Source organism: Pseudomonas sp. SJZ103 (assembly GCF_007828335.1).
In the GTDB taxonomy this organism is placed as follows: domain Bacteria; phylum Pseudomonadota; class Gammaproteobacteria; order Pseudomonadales; family Pseudomonadaceae; genus Aquipseudomonas.
The window spans coordinates 270,581-286,827 of record NZ_VIUN01000006.1 but is presented as its reverse complement, the minus strand read 5'-3'; the positions used below and the strand labels follow the sequence as shown (position 1 = coordinate 286,827).

General features: G+C 60.3%; 17 protein-coding genes and 1 pseudogene. 6 read left to right on the top strand and 12 right to left on the bottom strand.

The features are described 5' to 3' along the window. Window positions 1-40 precede the first annotated feature (40 nt). Together FBY10_RS16250 and FBY10_RS16245 are read right to left on the bottom strand one after the other, a co-directional pair. A complete protein-coding gene (locus FBY10_RS16250; RefSeq protein WP_131699708.1) occupies window positions 41-367 on the bottom strand; it encodes a helix-turn-helix domain-containing protein in 327 nt (108 codons plus the stop codon). Continuing rightward, window positions 351-602, bottom strand: a pseudogene (locus FBY10_RS16245) (type II toxin-antitoxin system RelE/ParE family toxin); the annotation flags it as partial. The pseudogene FBY10_RS16245 and the gene FBY10_RS16250, both read right to left, overlap by 17 nt. 260 nt (window positions 603-862) lie before the next feature. On the opposite strand from FBY10_RS16245, the gene FBY10_RS16240 reads away from it, so the two are divergent. After that, the gene (locus tag FBY10_RS16240; RefSeq protein WP_131699706.1) at window positions 863-1,552 is read left to right on the top strand and encodes an HAD-IA family hydrolase; all 690 of its coding nucleotides are present in this window, start codon (window positions 863-865) and stop codon (window positions 1,550-1,552) included. 48 nt (window positions 1,553-1,600) lie between these two features. On the opposite strand, the gene FBY10_RS16235 is transcribed toward FBY10_RS16240, so the two are convergent. After that, window positions 1,601-2,347 (bottom strand): 3-oxoacyl-ACP reductase family protein, encoded by a 747-nt coding sequence (locus FBY10_RS16235; RefSeq protein WP_145337034.1) that lies wholly within the window; start codon window positions 2,345-2,347, stop codon window positions 1,601-1,603. A 126-nt stretch (window positions 2,348-2,473) separates the two neighbouring features. On the opposite strand from FBY10_RS16235, the gene FBY10_RS16230 reads away from it, so the two are divergent. After that, window positions 2,474-3,397, top strand: coding sequence for a LysR family transcriptional regulator (locus FBY10_RS16230; protein ID WP_145337051.1), 924 nt, complete (start codon window positions 2,474-2,476; stop codon window positions 3,395-3,397). A 13-nt stretch (window positions 3,398-3,410) separates the two neighbouring features. Here FBY10_RS16230 and FBY10_RS16225 read toward each other — a convergent pair whose 3' ends face one another. From FBY10_RS16225 to FBY10_RS16215, 3 genes are all read right to left on the bottom strand, one after another. Continuing rightward, the gene (locus tag FBY10_RS16225) at window positions 3,411-4,139 is read right to left on the bottom strand and encodes an aspartate/glutamate racemase family protein (RefSeq protein ID WP_053132703.1); all 729 of its coding nucleotides are present in this window, start codon (window positions 4,137-4,139) and stop codon (window positions 3,411-3,413) included. Window positions 4,140-4,152: 13 nt separating this feature from the next. Then, window positions 4,153-5,682 carry an NCS1 family nucleobase:cation symporter-1 gene (locus tag FBY10_RS16220; RefSeq protein ID WP_145337033.1) on the bottom strand — a complete coding sequence of 510 codons (1,530 nt, stop codon included), beginning with the start codon at window positions 5,680-5,682 and terminating at the stop codon, window positions 4,153-4,155. A 468-nt stretch (window positions 5,683-6,150) separates the two neighbouring features. After that, complete coding sequence (locus FBY10_RS16215; RefSeq protein WP_027603661.1) at window positions 6,151-6,885, bottom strand: phosphoadenylyl-sulfate reductase; 735 nt, start codon at window positions 6,883-6,885, stop codon at window positions 6,151-6,153. 151 nt (window positions 6,886-7,036) lie between these two features. On the opposite strand from FBY10_RS16215, the gene thrH reads away from it, so the two are divergent. Next, the gene (gene thrH, locus FBY10_RS16210) at window positions 7,037-7,654 is read left to right on the top strand and encodes a bifunctional phosphoserine phosphatase/homoserine phosphotransferase ThrH (protein WP_053132712.1); all 618 of its coding nucleotides are present in this window, start codon (window positions 7,037-7,039) and stop codon (window positions 7,652-7,654) included. A gap of 139 nt (window positions 7,655-7,793) precedes the next feature. Here the strand turns inward: thrH and FBY10_RS16205 are convergent, their stop codons facing one another. The 6 genes from FBY10_RS16205 to FBY10_RS16180 all read right to left on the bottom strand — a co-directional run bounded on the left by FBY10_RS16205 (window position 7,794) and on the right by FBY10_RS16180 (window position 13,187). Continuing rightward, window positions 7,794-8,150, bottom strand: coding sequence for a type II toxin-antitoxin system HigA family antitoxin (locus FBY10_RS16205; RefSeq protein ID WP_092486821.1), 357 nt, complete (start codon window positions 8,148-8,150; stop codon window positions 7,794-7,796). Continuing rightward, window positions 8,150-8,452, bottom strand: a complete 303-nt coding sequence (locus FBY10_RS16200; RefSeq protein ID WP_131699703.1) for a type II toxin-antitoxin system HigB family toxin — start codon at window positions 8,450-8,452, stop codon at window positions 8,150-8,152. The genes FBY10_RS16205 and FBY10_RS16200 overlap by 1 nt, the downstream gene beginning before the upstream one ends. Window positions 8,453-8,681: 229 nt before the next feature. Continuing rightward, entirely contained in the window at window positions 8,682-10,025 is a 1,344-nt protein-coding gene (gene pabB / locus FBY10_RS16195) for an aminodeoxychorismate synthase component I (protein WP_131699702.1), read from the bottom strand. A 101-nt stretch (window positions 10,026-10,126) separates the two neighbouring features. Continuing rightward, window positions 10,127-11,113: an alpha-L-glutamate ligase-like protein gene (locus tag FBY10_RS16190; RefSeq protein WP_131699701.1), complete on the bottom strand. Its 987-nt coding sequence runs from the start codon at window positions 11,111-11,113 to the stop codon at window positions 10,127-10,129. Continuing rightward, window positions 11,113-12,645 carry an inactive transglutaminase family protein gene (locus FBY10_RS16185; protein WP_065924790.1) on the bottom strand — a complete coding sequence of 511 codons (1,533 nt, stop codon included), beginning with the start codon at window positions 12,643-12,645 and terminating at the stop codon, window positions 11,113-11,115. Before FBY10_RS16185 ends, FBY10_RS16190 begins: the two co-directional genes overlap by 1 nt. Before the next feature lie 5 nt (window positions 12,646-12,650). Next, window positions 12,651-13,187, bottom strand: a complete 537-nt coding sequence (locus tag FBY10_RS16180) for an ATP-dependent zinc protease (RefSeq protein ID WP_065924789.1) — start codon at window positions 13,185-13,187, stop codon at window positions 12,651-12,653. Between the two features lie 273 nt (window positions 13,188-13,460). Here FBY10_RS16180 and FBY10_RS16175 point away from each other — a divergent pair, with 273 nt between their 5' ends. Genes FBY10_RS16175 through prpC form a run of 3 tightly spaced genes read left to right on the top strand, consistent with a single transcriptional unit; the run spans window position 13,461 to window position 16,231 of the window. Beyond that, window positions 13,461-14,171 carry a GntR family transcriptional regulator gene (locus tag FBY10_RS16175; protein ID WP_131699699.1) on the top strand — a complete coding sequence of 237 codons (711 nt, stop codon included), beginning with the start codon at window positions 13,461-13,463 and terminating at the stop codon, window positions 14,169-14,171. Beyond that, the gene (gene prpB / locus FBY10_RS16170) at window positions 14,168-15,061 is read left to right on the top strand and encodes a methylisocitrate lyase (RefSeq protein WP_027603670.1); all 894 of its coding nucleotides are present in this window, start codon (window positions 14,168-14,170) and stop codon (window positions 15,059-15,061) included. Before FBY10_RS16175 ends, prpB begins: the two co-directional genes overlap by 4 nt. Window positions 15,062-15,103: 42 nt before the next feature. Beyond that, window positions 15,104-16,231 (top strand): 2-methylcitrate synthase, encoded by a 1,128-nt coding sequence (gene prpC / locus FBY10_RS16165; protein ID WP_131699698.1) that lies wholly within the window; start codon window positions 15,104-15,106, stop codon window positions 16,229-16,231. The last annotated feature ends 16 nt before the right edge of the window (window positions 16,232-16,247 follow it).

The window sequence follows — 16,247 nt, the reverse complement described above, 5'->3', positions numbered from 1 at the left end:
CGCTTTTAGGTGACTGGAGGCGCGGACAGTCCCGTTGAGGCTATAGCTCCAGTTGACCGGGGTTGATGCCAAATGCCTTGGCAATCTTTTCCCGCGTCGTCCGGCGAGGTTTGTTCACCGCCTCTTGCTGGGCAAATGCGGATTGGGAAATGCCCAGGCGTTGGGCGACTTCTTCCTGGGTCAGGTTCAGGTGTTCGCGCCAGGCTCGGATCGGAGTTGCGCCATCTACCAGGCGGCTGACGACCGCGTGGGGGATTAGGTTTGGATCGTTCTGCTGGGCCAGATAGTGTTCATAAGGAATCACCACGAAAGCTGGCTTGCCCTCCGTATTGTGGATGATCTGTATGGCAGTAGGTTCGCTCGTCACGTTTCTTGACCTCTTGAATGCTGACCACGTGGATATCGCCGTCCCAATCGAAAAGGACTCGGTAACGCCCTACCCTTAATCGGTAACTGCAGGGGTGGTTGACCAACGCTTTGACGTTGACTGCGTCGGGCATGCGTTCAAGTGCGAAGACGGCATCGCGCACTTGTTGCTGATGATACGAATGCAATCGAAGCAATTGCTTGACGGCTTTTCGGGTCCAGTGGATTGAGTTCATCAGAGGTTAATAAGTCTTTTATAAGGTTTGCAAGGGGTATTTTTCAGCGGCGAGCCATCGAGCGGACGCTCTGTTCTCACAAACCCTAGACGGCCGCATCCCACCCGGGCGGGTAAAACTGTTGCGCGGTATGAATCACTGATCGCACACAGACTGCAGTCTTGTGCCGACTCAATACCTGGCCGCGAAGGTTGCTTGCAGGCAACCCAGGCCGTTATTGTGCTGAATCCTTTTAGTCCTTCCTCCAGGGTTGTGTAGTGATGAATGCACCGCGTACCGCAGTCGGTCCGATCAAGGCCGTGATTTTCGATATGGACGGGTTGTTGCTGGATACGGAAGGCATCTACACCGAAGTCACGCAGATCATCGCCGAACGCTACGGCCGAACCTACGATTGGGGCATCAAGCAGCACATCATCGGGCGCGGTGCGCAGGATTTGGCCGACTATGTGGTCAAGGCGCTGGACCTGCCGATTACCCCGGCTGAATTCCTCGAAATTCGCGAACCGCTGATGAGCGCGCGCTTTCCCAAGGCCTTGGGCATGCCTGGTGCCGAGGCGCTGGTGCGGCACTTGAAGGCGCACAACATTCCGATTGCGGTGGGCACCAGTTCGTCGCGCAATTCGTTTGGGCACAAAACCACCTTGCACCGCGAGTGGTTTGGTTTGTTCGACACCATCGTTACCGCTGACGACCCGGAAGTCGGCGCTGCCAAGCCTGCGCCGGACATCTTCCTCACCGCTGCGCGCCGCCTGGGCGTTGCCCCTGAGGATTGCCTGGTGTTCGAGGATTCGCCGTTTGGTGTAACGGCGGCGAAGGCCGCCCGTATGACCGCCATCGCCGTGCCCGATGAAGCCATGGCCGACAGCAAGTACCAGCATGCCGACCAGATCATCCGCAAGCTTGCGGACTTCGACCTGGCGGCCTATGGCCTGCCCCCCATCTCCTGAACCAACAAGGTCAACATGTGGGAGGGGGCAAGCCCCTCCCACCTTGGGTTATGCGCTGAACCCACCATCGATAGTCAGGCTGGCACCGGTGATATACCCCGCTTCCGGCCCGGCCAGATACGCCACGAAACTGGCAATCTCTTCCACATGCCCGTAACGCCCCACCGCCATCAACCCGATCAGGCTCTCGGCAAAATCACTGTTTGCCGGGTTCATATCGGTGTCCACCGGCCCAGGTTGCACGTTATTGATCGTGATGCCCCGTGGCCCCAAGTCCCGCGCCAAACCTTTGGTCAAGCCGACCAGCGCCGCTTTGCTCATCGCATACGGGCCACCGCCGCCAAAGGGCATGCGTTCGGCATTGGTGCTGCCGATGTTGATCACCCGGCCACCTTCACCCATATGCTTGGCGGCTTCCTGGGTGGCGATAAACACGCTGCGCACGTTGATCGCCAAAGTCTGGTCGAAGTCTTCCAGCTTGAAGTCTTCCAAGGGGGCGATGGCCAGCACGCCGGCGTTATTCACCAGGATGTCCAGGCGGCCAAAGGCTTCCACGGTGGCGTTGACCGCATTGCGGATCGCAGTGGCATCGGCGCTGTCGGCGTGAATCGCCAGGGCTTTGCCGCCTTCGCTGATCACGCTGTTCTGCAGGGCTTCAGCCTTGGCGGCAGAGCTGACGTAGGTAAAGGCAACGGCTGCACCCTGTGCTGCCAGGCGCTTGACGATGGCGGCACCGATGCCGCGGGAACCGCCTTGAATCAAGGCGACTTTGCCGCTGAGGTTGTGTGTGGTCATGTCGATCTCCGAGTCGTTCAAGGCGCAATGCCCTGTTGTTGGAGCCGAGTATCGACCTCGCTCGCCGCTGCCGGTAGACCGTGATTGCTATAGTCTGTGTAAACCAAAAGTTTAGAGTGGGGCGTGATGGAGAGCTTTGGCAGTATCGAATGCTTTGTGCGCAGCGCCGAAGGCGGCAGCTTTGCCGAGGCGGCCCGGCACCTGAGCCTGACCCCGGCGGCGGTCGGAAAAAGCGTCGCCAAGCTGGAGGTGCGCCTCGGCGTGCGGCTGTTCCAGCGCAGCACCCGGCGTCTGGCGCTGACCGAAGCCGGCAAGCTGTTCCTGGCCGAAGTCAGCGGCAGCCTCACCACCATCCAGAATGCCGTGGCCAACCTGGCCAGCGCCGAAGGCCGGCCGGTGGGCACGCTCAAGGTCAGCATGGGCACGGTGTTTGGCAATCGCTATGTGGTGCCGTTGCTGGGTGCATTCATGGAGCGTTTTCCGGATATCAGCCCGGACTGGCATTTCGATAACCGCCAGGTGGACCTGATCGGCCAGGGCTTCGATGCCGCCATCGGCGGCGGTTTTGAGCTGCCCCAAGGCGTGGTGGCGCGCAAGCTGGCGCCGGCGCACCGGGTGCTGGTGGCCTCCCCGGGTTACCTGGCGCAACGCCCAGCGGTGCGCGAGCCCGAAGACTTGTCGCGGTGCAAAGGTATCCTGATCCGCTCACCGCAAACCGGGCGTATCCGTTCCTGGCAGTTGACCAGTGTCGAACGTGAACACCGCCCGCTGGTGCTCAAGCCCGGCATGACCATGAGCGACTCCGAAGCCGCCTGCTGCGCCAGTGCCCAAGGCCTGGGGATTGCGCTGGTGAGCATGCCCATGGCCGTGCCGTTCCTCGACAGCGGCGACGTGGTCAGGGTATTGCCCGACTGGTACGTCGACGACGGCAATATTTCCGTCTACTACGCCGAGCACAAACTGCTGCCCGGCAAGACCCGGGCGTTTGTGGATTTCATCATTGAGCAGTTTGCCGAAAAGAAACTGGGGCAAAGGTTCAGCGCAATCTAAAACCAGGTGCAGCTCAGCGGCCGAACCGAGTCGGCCAGCCAATCACCTGCTTCGGCCGAGGCGTCGCGTAAGTCCGTATCTTCGACGTCGACAACCCCAGCCGCACCAGGGATTCGGCGATGGTCACCGCCGCCGTCACGCCATCCACCACCGGCACCCCGGTGCGCTGGCGAATTTGCTCATCCAGCCCGGCCATGCCGCCGCAACCCAGACAGATCACTTCGGCCTTGTCTTCGCGAATAGCCAGTTCCGCCTGGCGCACGATGGCTTCCATGGCGGCCAGCGGGTCTTCTTCCAACTCCAGCACCGCCATGCCGCTGGCGCGCACCGAGGCGCAGCGCTGGTACAGGCCGGCGAGTTTCAGGCGGTCTTCGATCAGCGGCACGGTGCGGTCCAGGGTCGTCACCACTGAATAGGCATGGCCCAGGAACATCGCGGTGCTGGCCGCTGCTTCGGTGATGTCCACCACCGGCACATTCAATAATTCCTGCAAGCCTTCCCGGCCGTGCTCGCCGTAGCCGGCCTGGATCACCGCATCGAACGGTTGGTCGTAAGCCATCACCCGGTCCATCACGGCGATGGCGGCCAGGTAGCTTTCAAAATTGCCTTCAACCGATTCCGCGCCGAAGTACGGGGTAAGCCCGACAATCTCGGTGCCCGGCGAAGCCACGGCCCGTGCTTGCTGGGCGATGGTTTCAGTGATGGATTCGGTGGTGTTGACGTTGACCACGAGGATACGCATGGAAGGTCCTTACTCAGTGACTGACGTTATCGACGGCAATGCTTTCGCCGCTGACATCGGCGTAGAACGGCTGGCGCTTGGCGATCAGCAGGTACAGCAACCCTGCAATACCGGCGCCAAACAACCAGGAAAACGGCGAGACGCTGGCAAATCCAGGCAACAGCGCCAGCAGGATGGCGATCACGGCGGCAGGAATAAACGCCGCCACTGCACGCATATTCACCCCTCGGCTGTAGTAATAAGCGCCATTCGGGTCTTCGCTATACAGCTGTGGCACGTCCACCTGGCTTTTACGAATCAACCAGTAGTCGACCATGATCACCCCGTACAACGGCCCCAGCAGCGCGCCCAGGCCGGAGAGGAAATACACGATCACCAACGGGCTGTTGTAGAGGTTCCACGGCAGGATCAGCACGGCCACGGCGGCGCTGATCAACCCGGCGCGACGGAAGTTCAGGTACTTGGGTGCCAGGTTGCTCAGCACAAAGGCCGGCGCGACGAAGTTGGCCATGATGTTCACCGCCACGGTGACGATCAGGAATGCCAGGCAGCCGAGCACGAGAAAGAAGGTATTGGGGATGGCGGCGATGATTTCGGTCGGGCTTTCGATCACCCGGCCATTGAGCTGGAACTGCCCGCCGCAGAGCAGCACGGTGATCGCGGCAAACACCAGGATATTCACCGGCAGGCCCCAGAAGTTGCCGACCAGGATGGTCTTGCGGCACGGCGAAGAGCGGGCGAAGTCGCAGAAGTTGAGGATCAGCGTGCCGTAGATCGCCAGCCACAACGCGCCCCCGGCAAAGATATTGCGCCACATCTCGCCGCCGCTCAGCGGTTCGCGGATCGACCAGGCGATGTTGCCACCGGCCTGGAAGTACATCCAGCCGGCCAACGCGGCCACCGTCAGCAAAATCACCGGCCCGGCGAAGCCTTCATAGCGCCTCACCATCTCCATGCCATAGGCCAGGATCACCAACTGCACGAACCAGATCACTACAAAACACGCCCAACCCAGGGTCGATAACCCCAGGATCGAATTATGGTCATAGTCGGCAAAGCCTGGATGAATCGCCGTCAGCAGTACGCGGAAAACCACCGACGCCAGGTAGGTCTGGATACCAAACCAGGCAATCGCGATCACGGCGCGGATCAACGCCGGAATCTGCGCACCGTGAATCCCAAAGCTGATGCGGCTGATCACCGGAAACGGCACGCCGGTCTTCTGGCCCATATACCCCGATAAGTTCATGAAGAAGTACACCAGCGCCGCGCCGATGCCCAGGGACAACAGGATCTGCCAGCCGCCCAGGCCCAGCGCGTAGAGGCCGATGGCGAACGAATAGTTGGCGATGTTGTGCACGTCATTGGTCCACAGCGCGAAGATGCTGTAGCGCCCCCAGCGTCGGCCTTCGACCTTGGTGGGCGCCAGGTCCTTGTTGTGCAGGCGTGGGCTGAGCACCAAGGGGCCGGGGCCCGCGGCGTCTGAGTTCAGGGCGGAGGAGGGCAGATCCAGTGCGATGTTATTCGAGAGGCTTGTACGCATTCCGGCAGGCTCCAGCACATCTGCCGGGAAGCCGCAGATGGCAAAGTGTATGTAGGTTTTGTATTTATTGTATACAAAGCGCATTTCACCTTAAGCCACATACGTGCCAGTTTTGAATCTATGAAAGTCCTGGGTAATTTCGTTTTTATAGGTTGGTTAAATAACTGGCTGAATTTGAAGAAATATAAATTGACCGATTGAACAGCTATTTATTTTTGGGTTGTCAGCGTGCGATTCGCCAGGCCAATCGAGGGGAGGGGATAGGTGTTACGTTATGGTGCGGCTGAATAGAAATTGCACACATAAATGGCACCGATGGTTACATGTATGTGTACATCTCTAACACTCAACACAAGACAAATGTGGGAGGGGGCTTGCCCCCGATTGCGGTGTGTCAGCAACCATTGAACTGGCTGACCCACCGCTATCGGGGGCAAGCCCCCTCCCACATTTTTTACAGCATCAACTTCAAGCCTTGCTGATGATATTCCCGGCATGCAGCCCGCATTCCTTCTGCGTGGCTTCCTCCCACCACCAACGACCTTCACGCTCGTGCTGGTTCGGCAGCACGGGACGGGTGCACGGTTCACACCCGATGCTGATAAAGCCGCGCTCATGCAGGCTGTTGTAGGGCAGTTCCAGCATGCGGATGTAACCCCAGATCTCTTCGCTGGTCATCTGCGCCAGCGGGTTGAACTTGTACAGGGTGCGTTCCGGGGTAGAGAAGGCCGTGTCGATTTCCAGCGCCGCTACCTGGCTGCGGGTGCCGGGGCTCTGGTCGCGGCGTTGGCCGGTGGCCCAGGCGCTGACGCCGGAAAGCTTACGGCGCAGCGGCTCGATCTTGCGCACGCCGCAGCATTCGCCATGGCCGTCCTTGTAGAAGCTGAACAGGCCTTTCTCCTTGACGAAGGGTTCCAGCTTGCTCTGGTCCGGCGAGATCAGTTCGATATCGATCTTGTAGAAGTCGCGCACCTGCTCGATAAACCGGTAGGTCTCCGGGTGCAGGCGGCCGGTGTCGAGGCTGAACACCTTGACGTTCTTGTTCAGCTTCCAGGCCATGTCCACCAGCACCACATCCTCGGCACCGCTGAAGGAAATCCACAGGTCATCACCGAACTGGCTGAACGCCAGCTTGAGAATGTCCTGGGCAGACTTGTTGGCATAAGTCGTGGCGAGTTCAACGACGTCGAAGGCTTGGTTCATCAGGACGGTTCCTACAGGTCAATGGCGCTGAGCGCTCTATAGGGGAGCGATGGTATCAAAATCCGCCCTGCGTTGCGGCGGCGGGCTTGAATCGCTAGAGTTCGGCAGTCCTTTTGCTCGCTCAACTAACAACATCCAATGGGAGTGTCTTGTGGAAATTGCCTGTCTCGACCTGGAAGGGGTGCTGGTGCCAGAAATCTGGATCGCCTTCGCCGAAAAAACCGGTATTGAATCCCTGCGGGCCACCACCCGGGACATTCCCGACTACGACGTGCTGATGAAGCAGCGCCTGCGCATCCTCGACGAACACGGGCTCAAGCTCGCCGACATCCAGGAAGTGATCGCCACTCTCAAACCGCTGGACGGCGCCATCGAGTTCGTCAACTGGCTGCGCGAGCGCTTCCAGGTGGTGATCCTGTCCGACACCTTCTACGAATTTTCCCAGCCGCTGATGCGTCAGTTGGGCTTCCCGACCTTGTTGTGCCACCGTCTCATCACCGACGAAAACGACCGCGTGGTCAGCTACCAACTGCGCCAGAAAGACCCCAAGCGCCAGTCGGTATTGGCGTTCAAGACCCTCTACTACCGCGTGATCGCCGCCGGCGACTCCTACAACGACACCACCATGTTGGGCGAGGCCGACCGTGGGATTCTGTTCCATGCGCCGGAAAATGTGATCCGCGAATTCCCGCAATTCCCGGCGGTGCATACGTTTGAAGATTTAAAGAAAGAGTTCATCAGGGCGTCGAATCGGCAGTTGAGCCTGTAATTTCTTTCGGGCCGGCTGAGGGCCCTATCGGGAGCAAGCCCCCTTCCACATTCGACACCATTCCAACAGATAAACGAGGTCGAATGTGGGAGGGGGCTTGCTCCCGATGGGGAAGGTAGCACCACTACCAATGTTTCTGTCAGCTCCCTGCAAGCAACCGCTCATAAGGAATACTCAAGCCTTCATGCAGTCGCTTGATCATCGACAGGCTCAGCTTGCGCTTGTGGTTCAGCACTTCGGATACACGTCCGCTGGTGCCGATAAATGGCTCCAGGTCGCGGGCAGTCATGCCCAGTTGCTCCATGCGAAATTTAATGGCTTCCACCGGATCAGAAGGTGGCATTGGGTAATGTTCGGCTTCGTACTTCTCAATGAGTACTGCAAGAATTTCCAGCTCATCGCCTTCAGTCGAGCCGATGTCCGCTCCCCAGAGCTGCTGCACCCGCGCGAGTGCCGCAGTGAGGTCTTCCTGGGAGTGTATGGGTTTGATGTTCATTACACGGTCTCCGCATTGATCTGGTCGTACTGCGCATGAGTCCCTACGAACCGTATGAACCCAAGCTGTCGCTGGTAATCGATCGCCATGATCACTCGATATTTGTTGCCGCCCACGTTGAATACAACCCTGCTACCTTTGAGAATGCTCGCGGTCCTGAGCGCTGCCTTGAGTGCTTGTGGCGTAGGGTAAATGGCCTTTTCCATATGCCGATACAATTCAATAAGCGGCGCTTTCGCATCGATATAGGCGGGTTGGCTTTCCCAGAATATTCGTAAGGTCGAGAGGGCGATTATCCGCATCGCTGCAACCTCCCGATTTGGGAGATGATAGGCGCGGTTGAGAGGGGGCGCAAACTCGGAAATATTTCCTGACGGGTAGGCAGTCGCTTCATGTGATCCTTCACAGACGGCGGGTGGACGGTTGAAGCCGGACGCTATCTTCCGACGTTCAACTACGTCTACTGCGGTTCTGATTCAGGTTTTTTCTACTGCTCGGCGCTACGTCTGAGAGCCAGGAAGGCACTGTGCGCTACAGGCTTTCCAGTGTTTGTAACAACACCCGCACCTTCGTCAGTGACTCCTGATACTCCGCCTCCCACTGCGAATCCGCCACGATCCCACCGCCGCCCCAGCAACACACTTGGCCATCCTTGACCAGTAAGCTGCGGATGGCGATGGAGCTGTCCATCTCGCCGCGCACATCCAGGTACACCAGCGAACCGCAGTACAGCCCGCGTCGGGTCGGCTCCAGTTCGTCGATGATCTGCATCGCGCGAATCTTCGGGGCACCGGTGATCGAGCCACCAGGGAAGCTGCCGGCGATCAGGTCGAGGGCGTCTTTATCGTCGGCCAACTCGCCGGTCACGCTGCTGACCAGATGATGCACGTTGGGGTAGCTTTCCAGGCTGAACAGTTCCGGCACGTTGACCGAGCCGATGCGGCAGGTGCGGCCGAGGTCGTTGCGCAGCAGGTCGACGATCATCAGGTTCTCGGCGCGGTCCTTGGGGCTGGCCAGCAGTTCGGCGGCCTGGGCGGCGTCTTCTTCAGGCGTGAGGCCGCGGGGGCGGGTGCCTTTGATCGGGCGGGTTTCGACGTGGCGCTCGCTGATGTGCACGAAACGCTCCGGCGACAGGCTCAGGACCGCGCCGTCGTCCGGCAGGCTCTGGAACCCGGAAAACGGCGTCGGGCAGGCTTCGCGAAGGGCGCAATAGGCTGCCCAGGGATCACCCATGCACGGTGCGCGAAAACGCTGGGCGAAGTTGACCTGGTAGCAGTCGCCGGCCTGGATGTAATCTTGGATACGCACGATGGCTTGGCGGTAGGCCTCGGCGCTGAGGTCGGGCGCCATCGGGCCCTGGAGTTTGAACGTCGCGCAGGTGTCGACAGCCCCATGGCTGAACAACGCGATCAGCCGTTGCCGTTCGCTATCTGCCAGCGAGGGATGAAACACCAACTGGCTGCTCTGGGCCTGGTGGTCACTGATCAGCGCCCAGGCGTACAGCCCGAAGCGCGCGTCCGGCAGGTGCAGGTCATCCACCGCCAGGTGCGGCATGTGCTCCAGGTGCCGACCGAAGTCGTAGCTCAGGTAGCCGATCAAGCCGCCGGCGAACGGTAACTGCAAACCGTCGGGAATCGCGGCTTCACCCAATCGCGTGAGGTTTTCCCGCAAGCGTTGCAGGAAAGCAGCGCCGCTTTCGTCAGGCGCTACCGCCAAGGTCGCTTCGGGCCAGGCGCTGAGCAGGTCGTAACGCCCACGCTCGGCCGTCGGCCGGCCGCTGTCGAGCAGCACCGCGCCGGGAGCGTGGCGAATCGCCGCAAAATACTCGGCGGGGTTGGCCCGGTAGGGCAATGGGTGTACGGAGCAGGTCGACATGCGGGGTTGAATCAGCCAATGGCGCGGGGGAGGGGGATTGTAGTCCCCTGTAGGATTTGCTCCTAGAGGGGATGTCGGGGATAGACAGTTCGAAGACCGGATCAGCCTTCCACGGGCGGAATATGCCCGAACATCTCCTGCACAAACTTCACCCGCTCTTCCGGGGTTTCCGTCACGCCGGCCGCTTTCAGTTCTTCCAGTCGCGCCTCCACCGCATGGGTGCGCAAGGTCAGGCCGCAGTCGTTGGCGATCTGGATATTCAGCCCCGGCCGCGCATTCAGCTCAAGGATCAGCGGGCCTTTTTCCTGGTCGAGCACCATGTCCACGCCGATATAGCCCAGCCCGCACAGCTCGTAGCAGCCGGCCGCGAGCTTCATGAAACCGTCCCAGTTGGGCAGTTGCACGCCATCCACCGCGTTGGTGGTGTCGGGGTGTTTGGTGATGATGGTGTTCAGCCAGGTACCGCGCAGGGTCAGGCCGGTGGCAAGGTCGACGCCCACGCCAATCGCGCCCTGGTGCAGGTTGGCCTTGCCGCCGGACTGGCGGGTCGGCAAGCGCAGCATCGCCATCACCGGGTAGCCCATCAGCACGATGATGCGAATATCCGGCACGCCTTCGTAGCTGATGCTCTTGAAGATCTGGTCGGGTACCACGCGGTATTCGATCAGCGCACGGTCGCGGTGGCCACCCAGGGAGTAGAGGCCGGTGAGGATGCTGGAAATCTGATGTTCGATCTCTTCATGGCTGATGATCTTGCCGGACACCGTGCGGTAGCGCCCCTCAAAACGGTCCGCCACCACCAGGATGCCGTCACCGCCGGCGCCCTGGGCCGGTTTGATCACGAAGTCGCTGCGCCCGCCGATGATCTCGTCGAGTTTGTCGATTTCCTTCTCGGTGGAGATCACCCCGTACATTTCCGGCACATGGATGCCGGCGGCTATCGCCCGTTCCTTGGTGATGATCTTGTCATCCACGATGGGGTACAGGCTGCGCTTGTTGTACTTGAGCACGTAGTCGGCATTACGCCGGTTGATGCCCATGATCCCCCGCGCTTCCAGGGCCTTCCAGGTCTTCCAGAAGCCGAACATTACGAATCAGCCTTGAGGAAGGCCTTGAATCGCACCAGCTCGGTCAGGCGGTAGCCGCGATAGCGCCCCATGGCCAGCATGAAGCCCACGAGGATCAGCAGGATCGCCGGGAAAGTGAATACGAAGTAGATCAGCTCCGGCACGCTCATGATGATGTGCGCCAGGGACGCGGCGAACAGCGTACCAATCGCCACTTTCATGGCATGGCTGGCGCCGCGCTCTTCCCAGGTGATCGACAGGCGTTCGATGGTCATGGTCAAAATCACCATCGGGAACAGCGCCACCGACAACCCGCGCTCCAGCCCCAGCTTGTGGCTGAACAGGCTGATGGCCGCGATCAACACCACCACGAAGGTCAGCACCACCGACAACCTCGGCAGCATCTGCAACTTCAAGTGTTCCAGGTACGACCTGAGGGACAGGCCCAGCGCCGTGATAATCGTGAACAGCACAATCCCGAAGCCCAGCTGTGTCTCTCGGAACGCCAGGGCAATCAGCACCGGGGTAAAGGTGCCCAGGGTCTGCAGGCCGATCAGGTTGCGCAGGATCAGGATCACCAGCACGCCAATCGGGATCATCACCATGATCATGAAGGTCTGCTGGGTTTGCAGGGGCAGGCCGTACAGCGAGTATTCGAGGAAGTTGGCGTCGGTGTTCTCGTCGGTCAGCTTGGCCAGGCGAATCGCGTTCATTTCGCTGTTGTTCAGGCTGAAGGTGACCATGGCTTTCTTGCCGCCATCGACGGTGATCAGGTTTTCATCGCCGGTCCACCACAGCAGGCGGTCGGCGGGCAGGCCCGGTTCGCCGGTTTCCGGGTTGAAGTACAGCCAGTCGTTGCCATTAAAGCTACGCAGCCACAGTTCCGGGGTTTGCGGCTGGTCGGCCACCAGGCGGATGGTGTGGACCTTTTCCACCGGCACATGGGCGATGGACAGCAGCAACTCGACGATCTTGGCCTTGTGCGGCGTCGACGGGTCGCCGGCCAGCAACAGCTTCACATTGTCGTCGTTGAGGTTGTTGGTGCGCTTGATGGCTTCGGTAATGAAGGTCTCGACGTCGGCCGAATGCTGGCGAATCGGCGCCAGCAGGGCCTCGGCGGCGATTTTCTCCGGGCCTTCCACGGCAATACTGTCGCGGAAGGTCGGGCCCTTGATCTTGGTTTTTTCGCCGCTGTAGCGCTTGGTCAGCACCAGGCGGTAATACAGGGTCTGGTTGCCCTTGGCGCGGCGTGCCGACCAGGTGACCTTACGGTTGCCGTCGATGCGGTTGACGCTGACCCCGTAGTTATTGGAGATAAAGCTCTCATTAAGACTGACGAAGTCGCGGCTCAAGGGCGGCACGAACATCTGGATCTTCACCGGGTCTTTCGGGTTGGCGACGAACTCGACCTTGGCGTCGATGTTCCACAAGTCGTCGGTGGCGTCCTCGGTGACGGGAATGCCCAGCACGAAGATCTGGTAGGCGGTGACCGAAATACCCAACACCACCAGGATGGCGATCAGGATTCTCAGGTGTAGGGTTAGAGCGCGCATTCGGTTTACTCGGCGGTATGAGCGTCGGCGGCGCAGGCAGGTTTGCCTGCTGCGTATTTAAGACTGGGGTCGACCAGCGCATCAAAGCGTTTGAGCGCTTCGGAGCCGATCAGCAGCGGATATTGGAAAGCGCTGCGGTCAGTCAAGTTCACTTCGATGCTGCGTAAAGCGGTGCCCATGCAGATATCCAGGGCAATCACGGGACGGGCGGTGTAGTTCTTGTCCTCATCGGGGTCGTAGTCCCCGGCGCGACGCTTGATCTTGCTGACGCGGGCCAGGGGACGCTCGATGGGATGAGAATGGGCGGTGTCGATGGCCAGGTAGAAGCGCACCCAGGATTCGCCGTTGCGCTTGAAGCGCTTGATGTCGCGGGCGCTGAGGGAGGCGGTCTTGGCGCCGGTGTCGAGCTTGGCGGCTACTTCCAGGTCGATGCCGGCCAATTGGGCGTATTCATTGAGGCCATACACAGTCTTCTCGGCGGCAGCGCCAAGGCTCGGCATGGACAATAGGCAAAACAGTAGGGGGAAGGGCTTGAGTCTCATAGATCCTGAGGCGGTGCAGTGCGATGTTCAATTCAAGGCGACTGGCATTACTGCGCAAGCTCCCTTCGTGCGCCGTTTCATCAAGTGATGTCAGGCAAATGCGGCGGGCATTCTAACATGATGCTTTTTTGGCGCCAGCGCTGGCAGCCGGCCATGCCCTGAGGGCGTGCAGCCGGGATTATTAGACGATTGTCGACAATATCGATTTATTCTTTGACTGGTGGCGGTTTATTGGCTAGTTTTTGCCGCATTGCTTTCAAAGGTGTCGACAATATGCTGGGTCAATCAGAAGCTCCGATAATGGCGTCGGACGAATCCCAAACGATGTCCGAGAACGTCTTCCGACGCATTCAGGCCGCCATCGTCAAGGGTGAGATCGCTCCCGGCAGCAAGATTTCCGAGCCGGAACTGGCTCGCACCTACGGCATCAGCCGTGGCCCGCTGCGCGAGGCGATCCACCGCCTGGAAGGCCAGCGCCTGCTGGTGCGCGTACCTCATGTGGGCGCCCGGGTCGTGTCCTTGAGCCACGCCGAGCTGGTTGAACTGTATGAAATCCGCGAGTCCCTGGAAGGCATGGCCTGTCGCCTGGCCGCCGAGCGCATGACCGACGTGGAGATCGAAGAGCTGCGCCAGGTGTTGCACACCCATGAGCGCGACGCAGCGTTCCAGGCGGGTGTCGGCTACTACCAGCAGGAAGGCGACTTCGATTTTCATTACCGGATCATTCAAGGTGCGGGTAACCGCACGCTCACTCAAATGCTCTGCGGCGAGCTGTACCAGCTGGTGCGCATGTACCGCATCCAGTTCTCCGCCACCCCCAATCGTCCACGCCAGGCCTTTGCCGAGCATCACCGCATTCTTGATGCGATTGCCGATCGCGACGGTGAACTGGCCGAGTTGTTGATGCGCCGGCATATCGGTGCTTCCAAACGCAATATTGCCCGTCATTTCCCAGGCGGCGCCCCTGATAGAGGTGAGTCATGAGTTCGAACAACAAAAGCACACCCGGCCAGCGTTTCCGTGACGCGGTCGCCAGCGAGCACCCTTTGCAGGTGGTCGGCGCGATCAACGCCAACCACGCGTTGCTGGCCAAGCGTGCCGGCTTCAAGGCGATCTACCTGTCGGGCGGCGGGGTGGCGGCCGGTTCCCTCGGCGTGCCGGACCTGGGCATCACCGGCCTGGATGACGTACTCACCGACGTGCGCCGTATCACTGATGTCTGCGACCTGCCGCTGCTGGTGGACGTGGACACCGGTTTCGGTTCCTCGGCGTTCAACGTCGCGCGCACCGTCAAATCGATGATCAAGTTCGGTGCCGCCGCGATTCATATCGAAGACCAGGTCGGCGCCAAGCGCTGCGGCCATCGTCCGAACAAAGAGATCGTGTCCCAGCAGGAAATGGTCGACCGCATCAAGGCCGCCGTGGACGCGCGCACCGATGACAGCTTCGTGATCATGGCGCGTACCGATGCCCTGGCCGTCGAAGGCCTGGAGTCTGCCCTGGAGCGTGCCGCCGCCTGCATCGAAGCCGGCGCCGACATGGTGTTCCCGGAAGCCATCACTGAACTGGAGATGTACAAACTGTTCGCCGCCCGTGTGAAGGCGCCGATCCTGGCCAACATCACCGAGTTCGGCGCGACGCCGCTGTACACCACCGAACAGTTGAAATCTGCCGATGTTTCCATCGTGCTGTACCCGCTCTCGGCCTTCCGTGCCATGAACAAGGCCGCCGAGAACGTCTACACCGCGATCCGTCGCGACGGCACCCAACAGAACGTGATCGACACCATGCAAACCCGCATGGAGCTTTACGATCGCATCGATTACCACACCTTCGAGCAGAAGCTTGACGCGCTGTTCGCCGCGAAAAAGTGACGAACACGCCTCCCTGAATAACGACAAAATTGGAGAAAAACCATGGCTGAAGCAAAAGTATTGAGTGGTGCCGGCCTGCGTGGCCAGGTCGCCGGGCAGACCGCACTGTCCACCGTGGGCCAGGCCGGTGCCGGCTTGACCTACCGTGGCTACGATGTGCGCGAACTGGCGGCCGATGCGCAGTTTGAAGAAGTCGCTTATCTGCTGCTGTACGGCGAACTGCCGACCCAGGCCGAACTGGCCGCCTACAGCGCCAGGCTGAGCAAGCTGCGTGACCTGCCGCAAGCGCTGAAAGAAGTGCTCGAACGCATCCCCGCCGACGCCCACCCGATGGACGTGATGCGCACCGGTTGCTCGTTCCTCGGCAATATCGAGCCGGAAAAAGACTTCAGCGTGCAACGCGACGTGACCGACCGTCTGCTCGCCGCGTTCCCGGCGATCATGTGCTACTGGTACCGCTTCAGCCACGACGGCAAGCGCATCGATTGCGTGACCGACGAGCCGAGCATTGGCGGCCACTTCCTGCACCTGCTGCACGGCAAGAAGCCGAGCGAGCTGCATGAAAAAGTCATGAACGTGTCGTTGATCCTTTACGCCGAGCACGAGTTCAACGCCTCGACGTTCACCGCGCGGGTGTGTGCCTCGACATTGTCCGACCTGTATTCCTGCGTCACCGCCGCCATCGGCTCCCTGCGCGGCCCGCTGCACGGCGGCGCCAACGAAGCGGCGATGGAAATGATCGAGCGTTTCGGCTCGGCGGAGGAAGCCGTCGAAGGCACCCTCGGCATGCTGGCGCGCAAGGACAAGATCATGGGCTTCGGCCACGCCATCTATAAAGACAACGACCCGCGTAATGAAGTGATCAAGGGCTGGTCGAAAAAACTCGCTGACGAAGTGGGCGACACCGTGCTGTTCCCGGTCTCCGAAGCCATCGACAAGACCATGTGGGAACAGAAAAAACTGTTCCCCAACGCCGACTTCTACCATGCCTCGGCGTACCACTTCATGGGCATCCCGACCAAGCTGTTCACGCCGATCTTCGTCTGCTCGCGGCTTACAGGCTGGGCGGCCCACGTATTTGAGCAGCGTGCCAACAACCGCATCATCCGTCCAAGCGCCGAGTACACCGGCGTTGAACAGCGCAAGTTCGTGCCAATCGAACGTCGCTGAATGGGAATACCGACGA

Excerpts from the sequence above, each read along its gene's own strand:
- FBY10_RS16240 (WP_131699706.1), top strand. The coding sequence starts at position 863 with ATGAATGCACCGCGTACCGCAGTCGGTCCGATCAAGGCCGTGATTTTC.
- FBY10_RS16235 (WP_145337034.1), bottom strand. The coding sequence starts at position 2,347 with ATGACCACACACAACCTCAGCGGCAAAGTCGCCTTGATTCAAGGCGGT.
- FBY10_RS16230 (WP_145337051.1), top strand. The coding sequence starts at position 2,474 with ATGGAGAGCTTTGGCAGTATCGAATGCTTTGTGCGCAGCGCCGAAGGC.
- FBY10_RS16225 (WP_053132703.1), bottom strand. The coding sequence starts at position 4,139 with ATGCGTATCCTCGTGGTCAACGTCAACACCACCGAATCCATCACTGAA.
- FBY10_RS16220 (WP_145337033.1), bottom strand. The coding sequence starts at position 5,682 with ATGCGTACAAGCCTCTCGAATAACATCGCACTGGATCTGCCCTCCTCC.
- FBY10_RS16215 (WP_027603661.1), bottom strand. The coding sequence starts at position 6,885 with ATGAACCAAGCCTTCGACGTCGTTGAACTCGCCACGACTTATGCCAAC.
- FBY10_RS16205 (WP_092486821.1), bottom strand. The coding sequence starts at position 8,150 with ATGAACATCAAACCCATACACTCCCAGGAAGACCTCACTGCGGCACTC.
- FBY10_RS16200 (WP_131699703.1), bottom strand. The coding sequence starts at position 8,452 with ATGCGGATAATCGCCCTCTCGACCTTACGAATATTCTGGGAAAGCCAA.
- pabB (WP_131699702.1), bottom strand. The coding sequence starts at position 10,025 with ATGTCGACCTGCTCCGTACACCCATTGCCCTACCGGGCCAACCCCGCC.
- FBY10_RS16190 (WP_131699701.1), bottom strand. The coding sequence starts at position 11,113 with ATGTTCGGCTTCTGGAAGACCTGGAAGGCCCTGGAAGCGCGGGGGATC.
- FBY10_RS16185 (WP_065924790.1), bottom strand. The coding sequence starts at position 12,645 with ATGCGCGCTCTAACCCTACACCTGAGAATCCTGATCGCCATCCTGGTG.
- FBY10_RS16180 (WP_065924789.1), bottom strand. The coding sequence starts at position 13,187 with ATGAGACTCAAGCCCTTCCCCCTACTGTTTTGCCTATTGTCCATGCCG.
- FBY10_RS16175 (WP_131699699.1), top strand. The coding sequence starts at position 13,461 with ATGCTGGGTCAATCAGAAGCTCCGATAATGGCGTCGGACGAATCCCAA.
- prpB (WP_027603670.1), top strand. The coding sequence starts at position 14,168 with ATGAGTTCGAACAACAAAAGCACACCCGGCCAGCGTTTCCGTGACGCG.
- prpC (WP_131699698.1), top strand. The coding sequence starts at position 15,104 with ATGGCTGAAGCAAAAGTATTGAGTGGTGCCGGCCTGCGTGGCCAGGTC.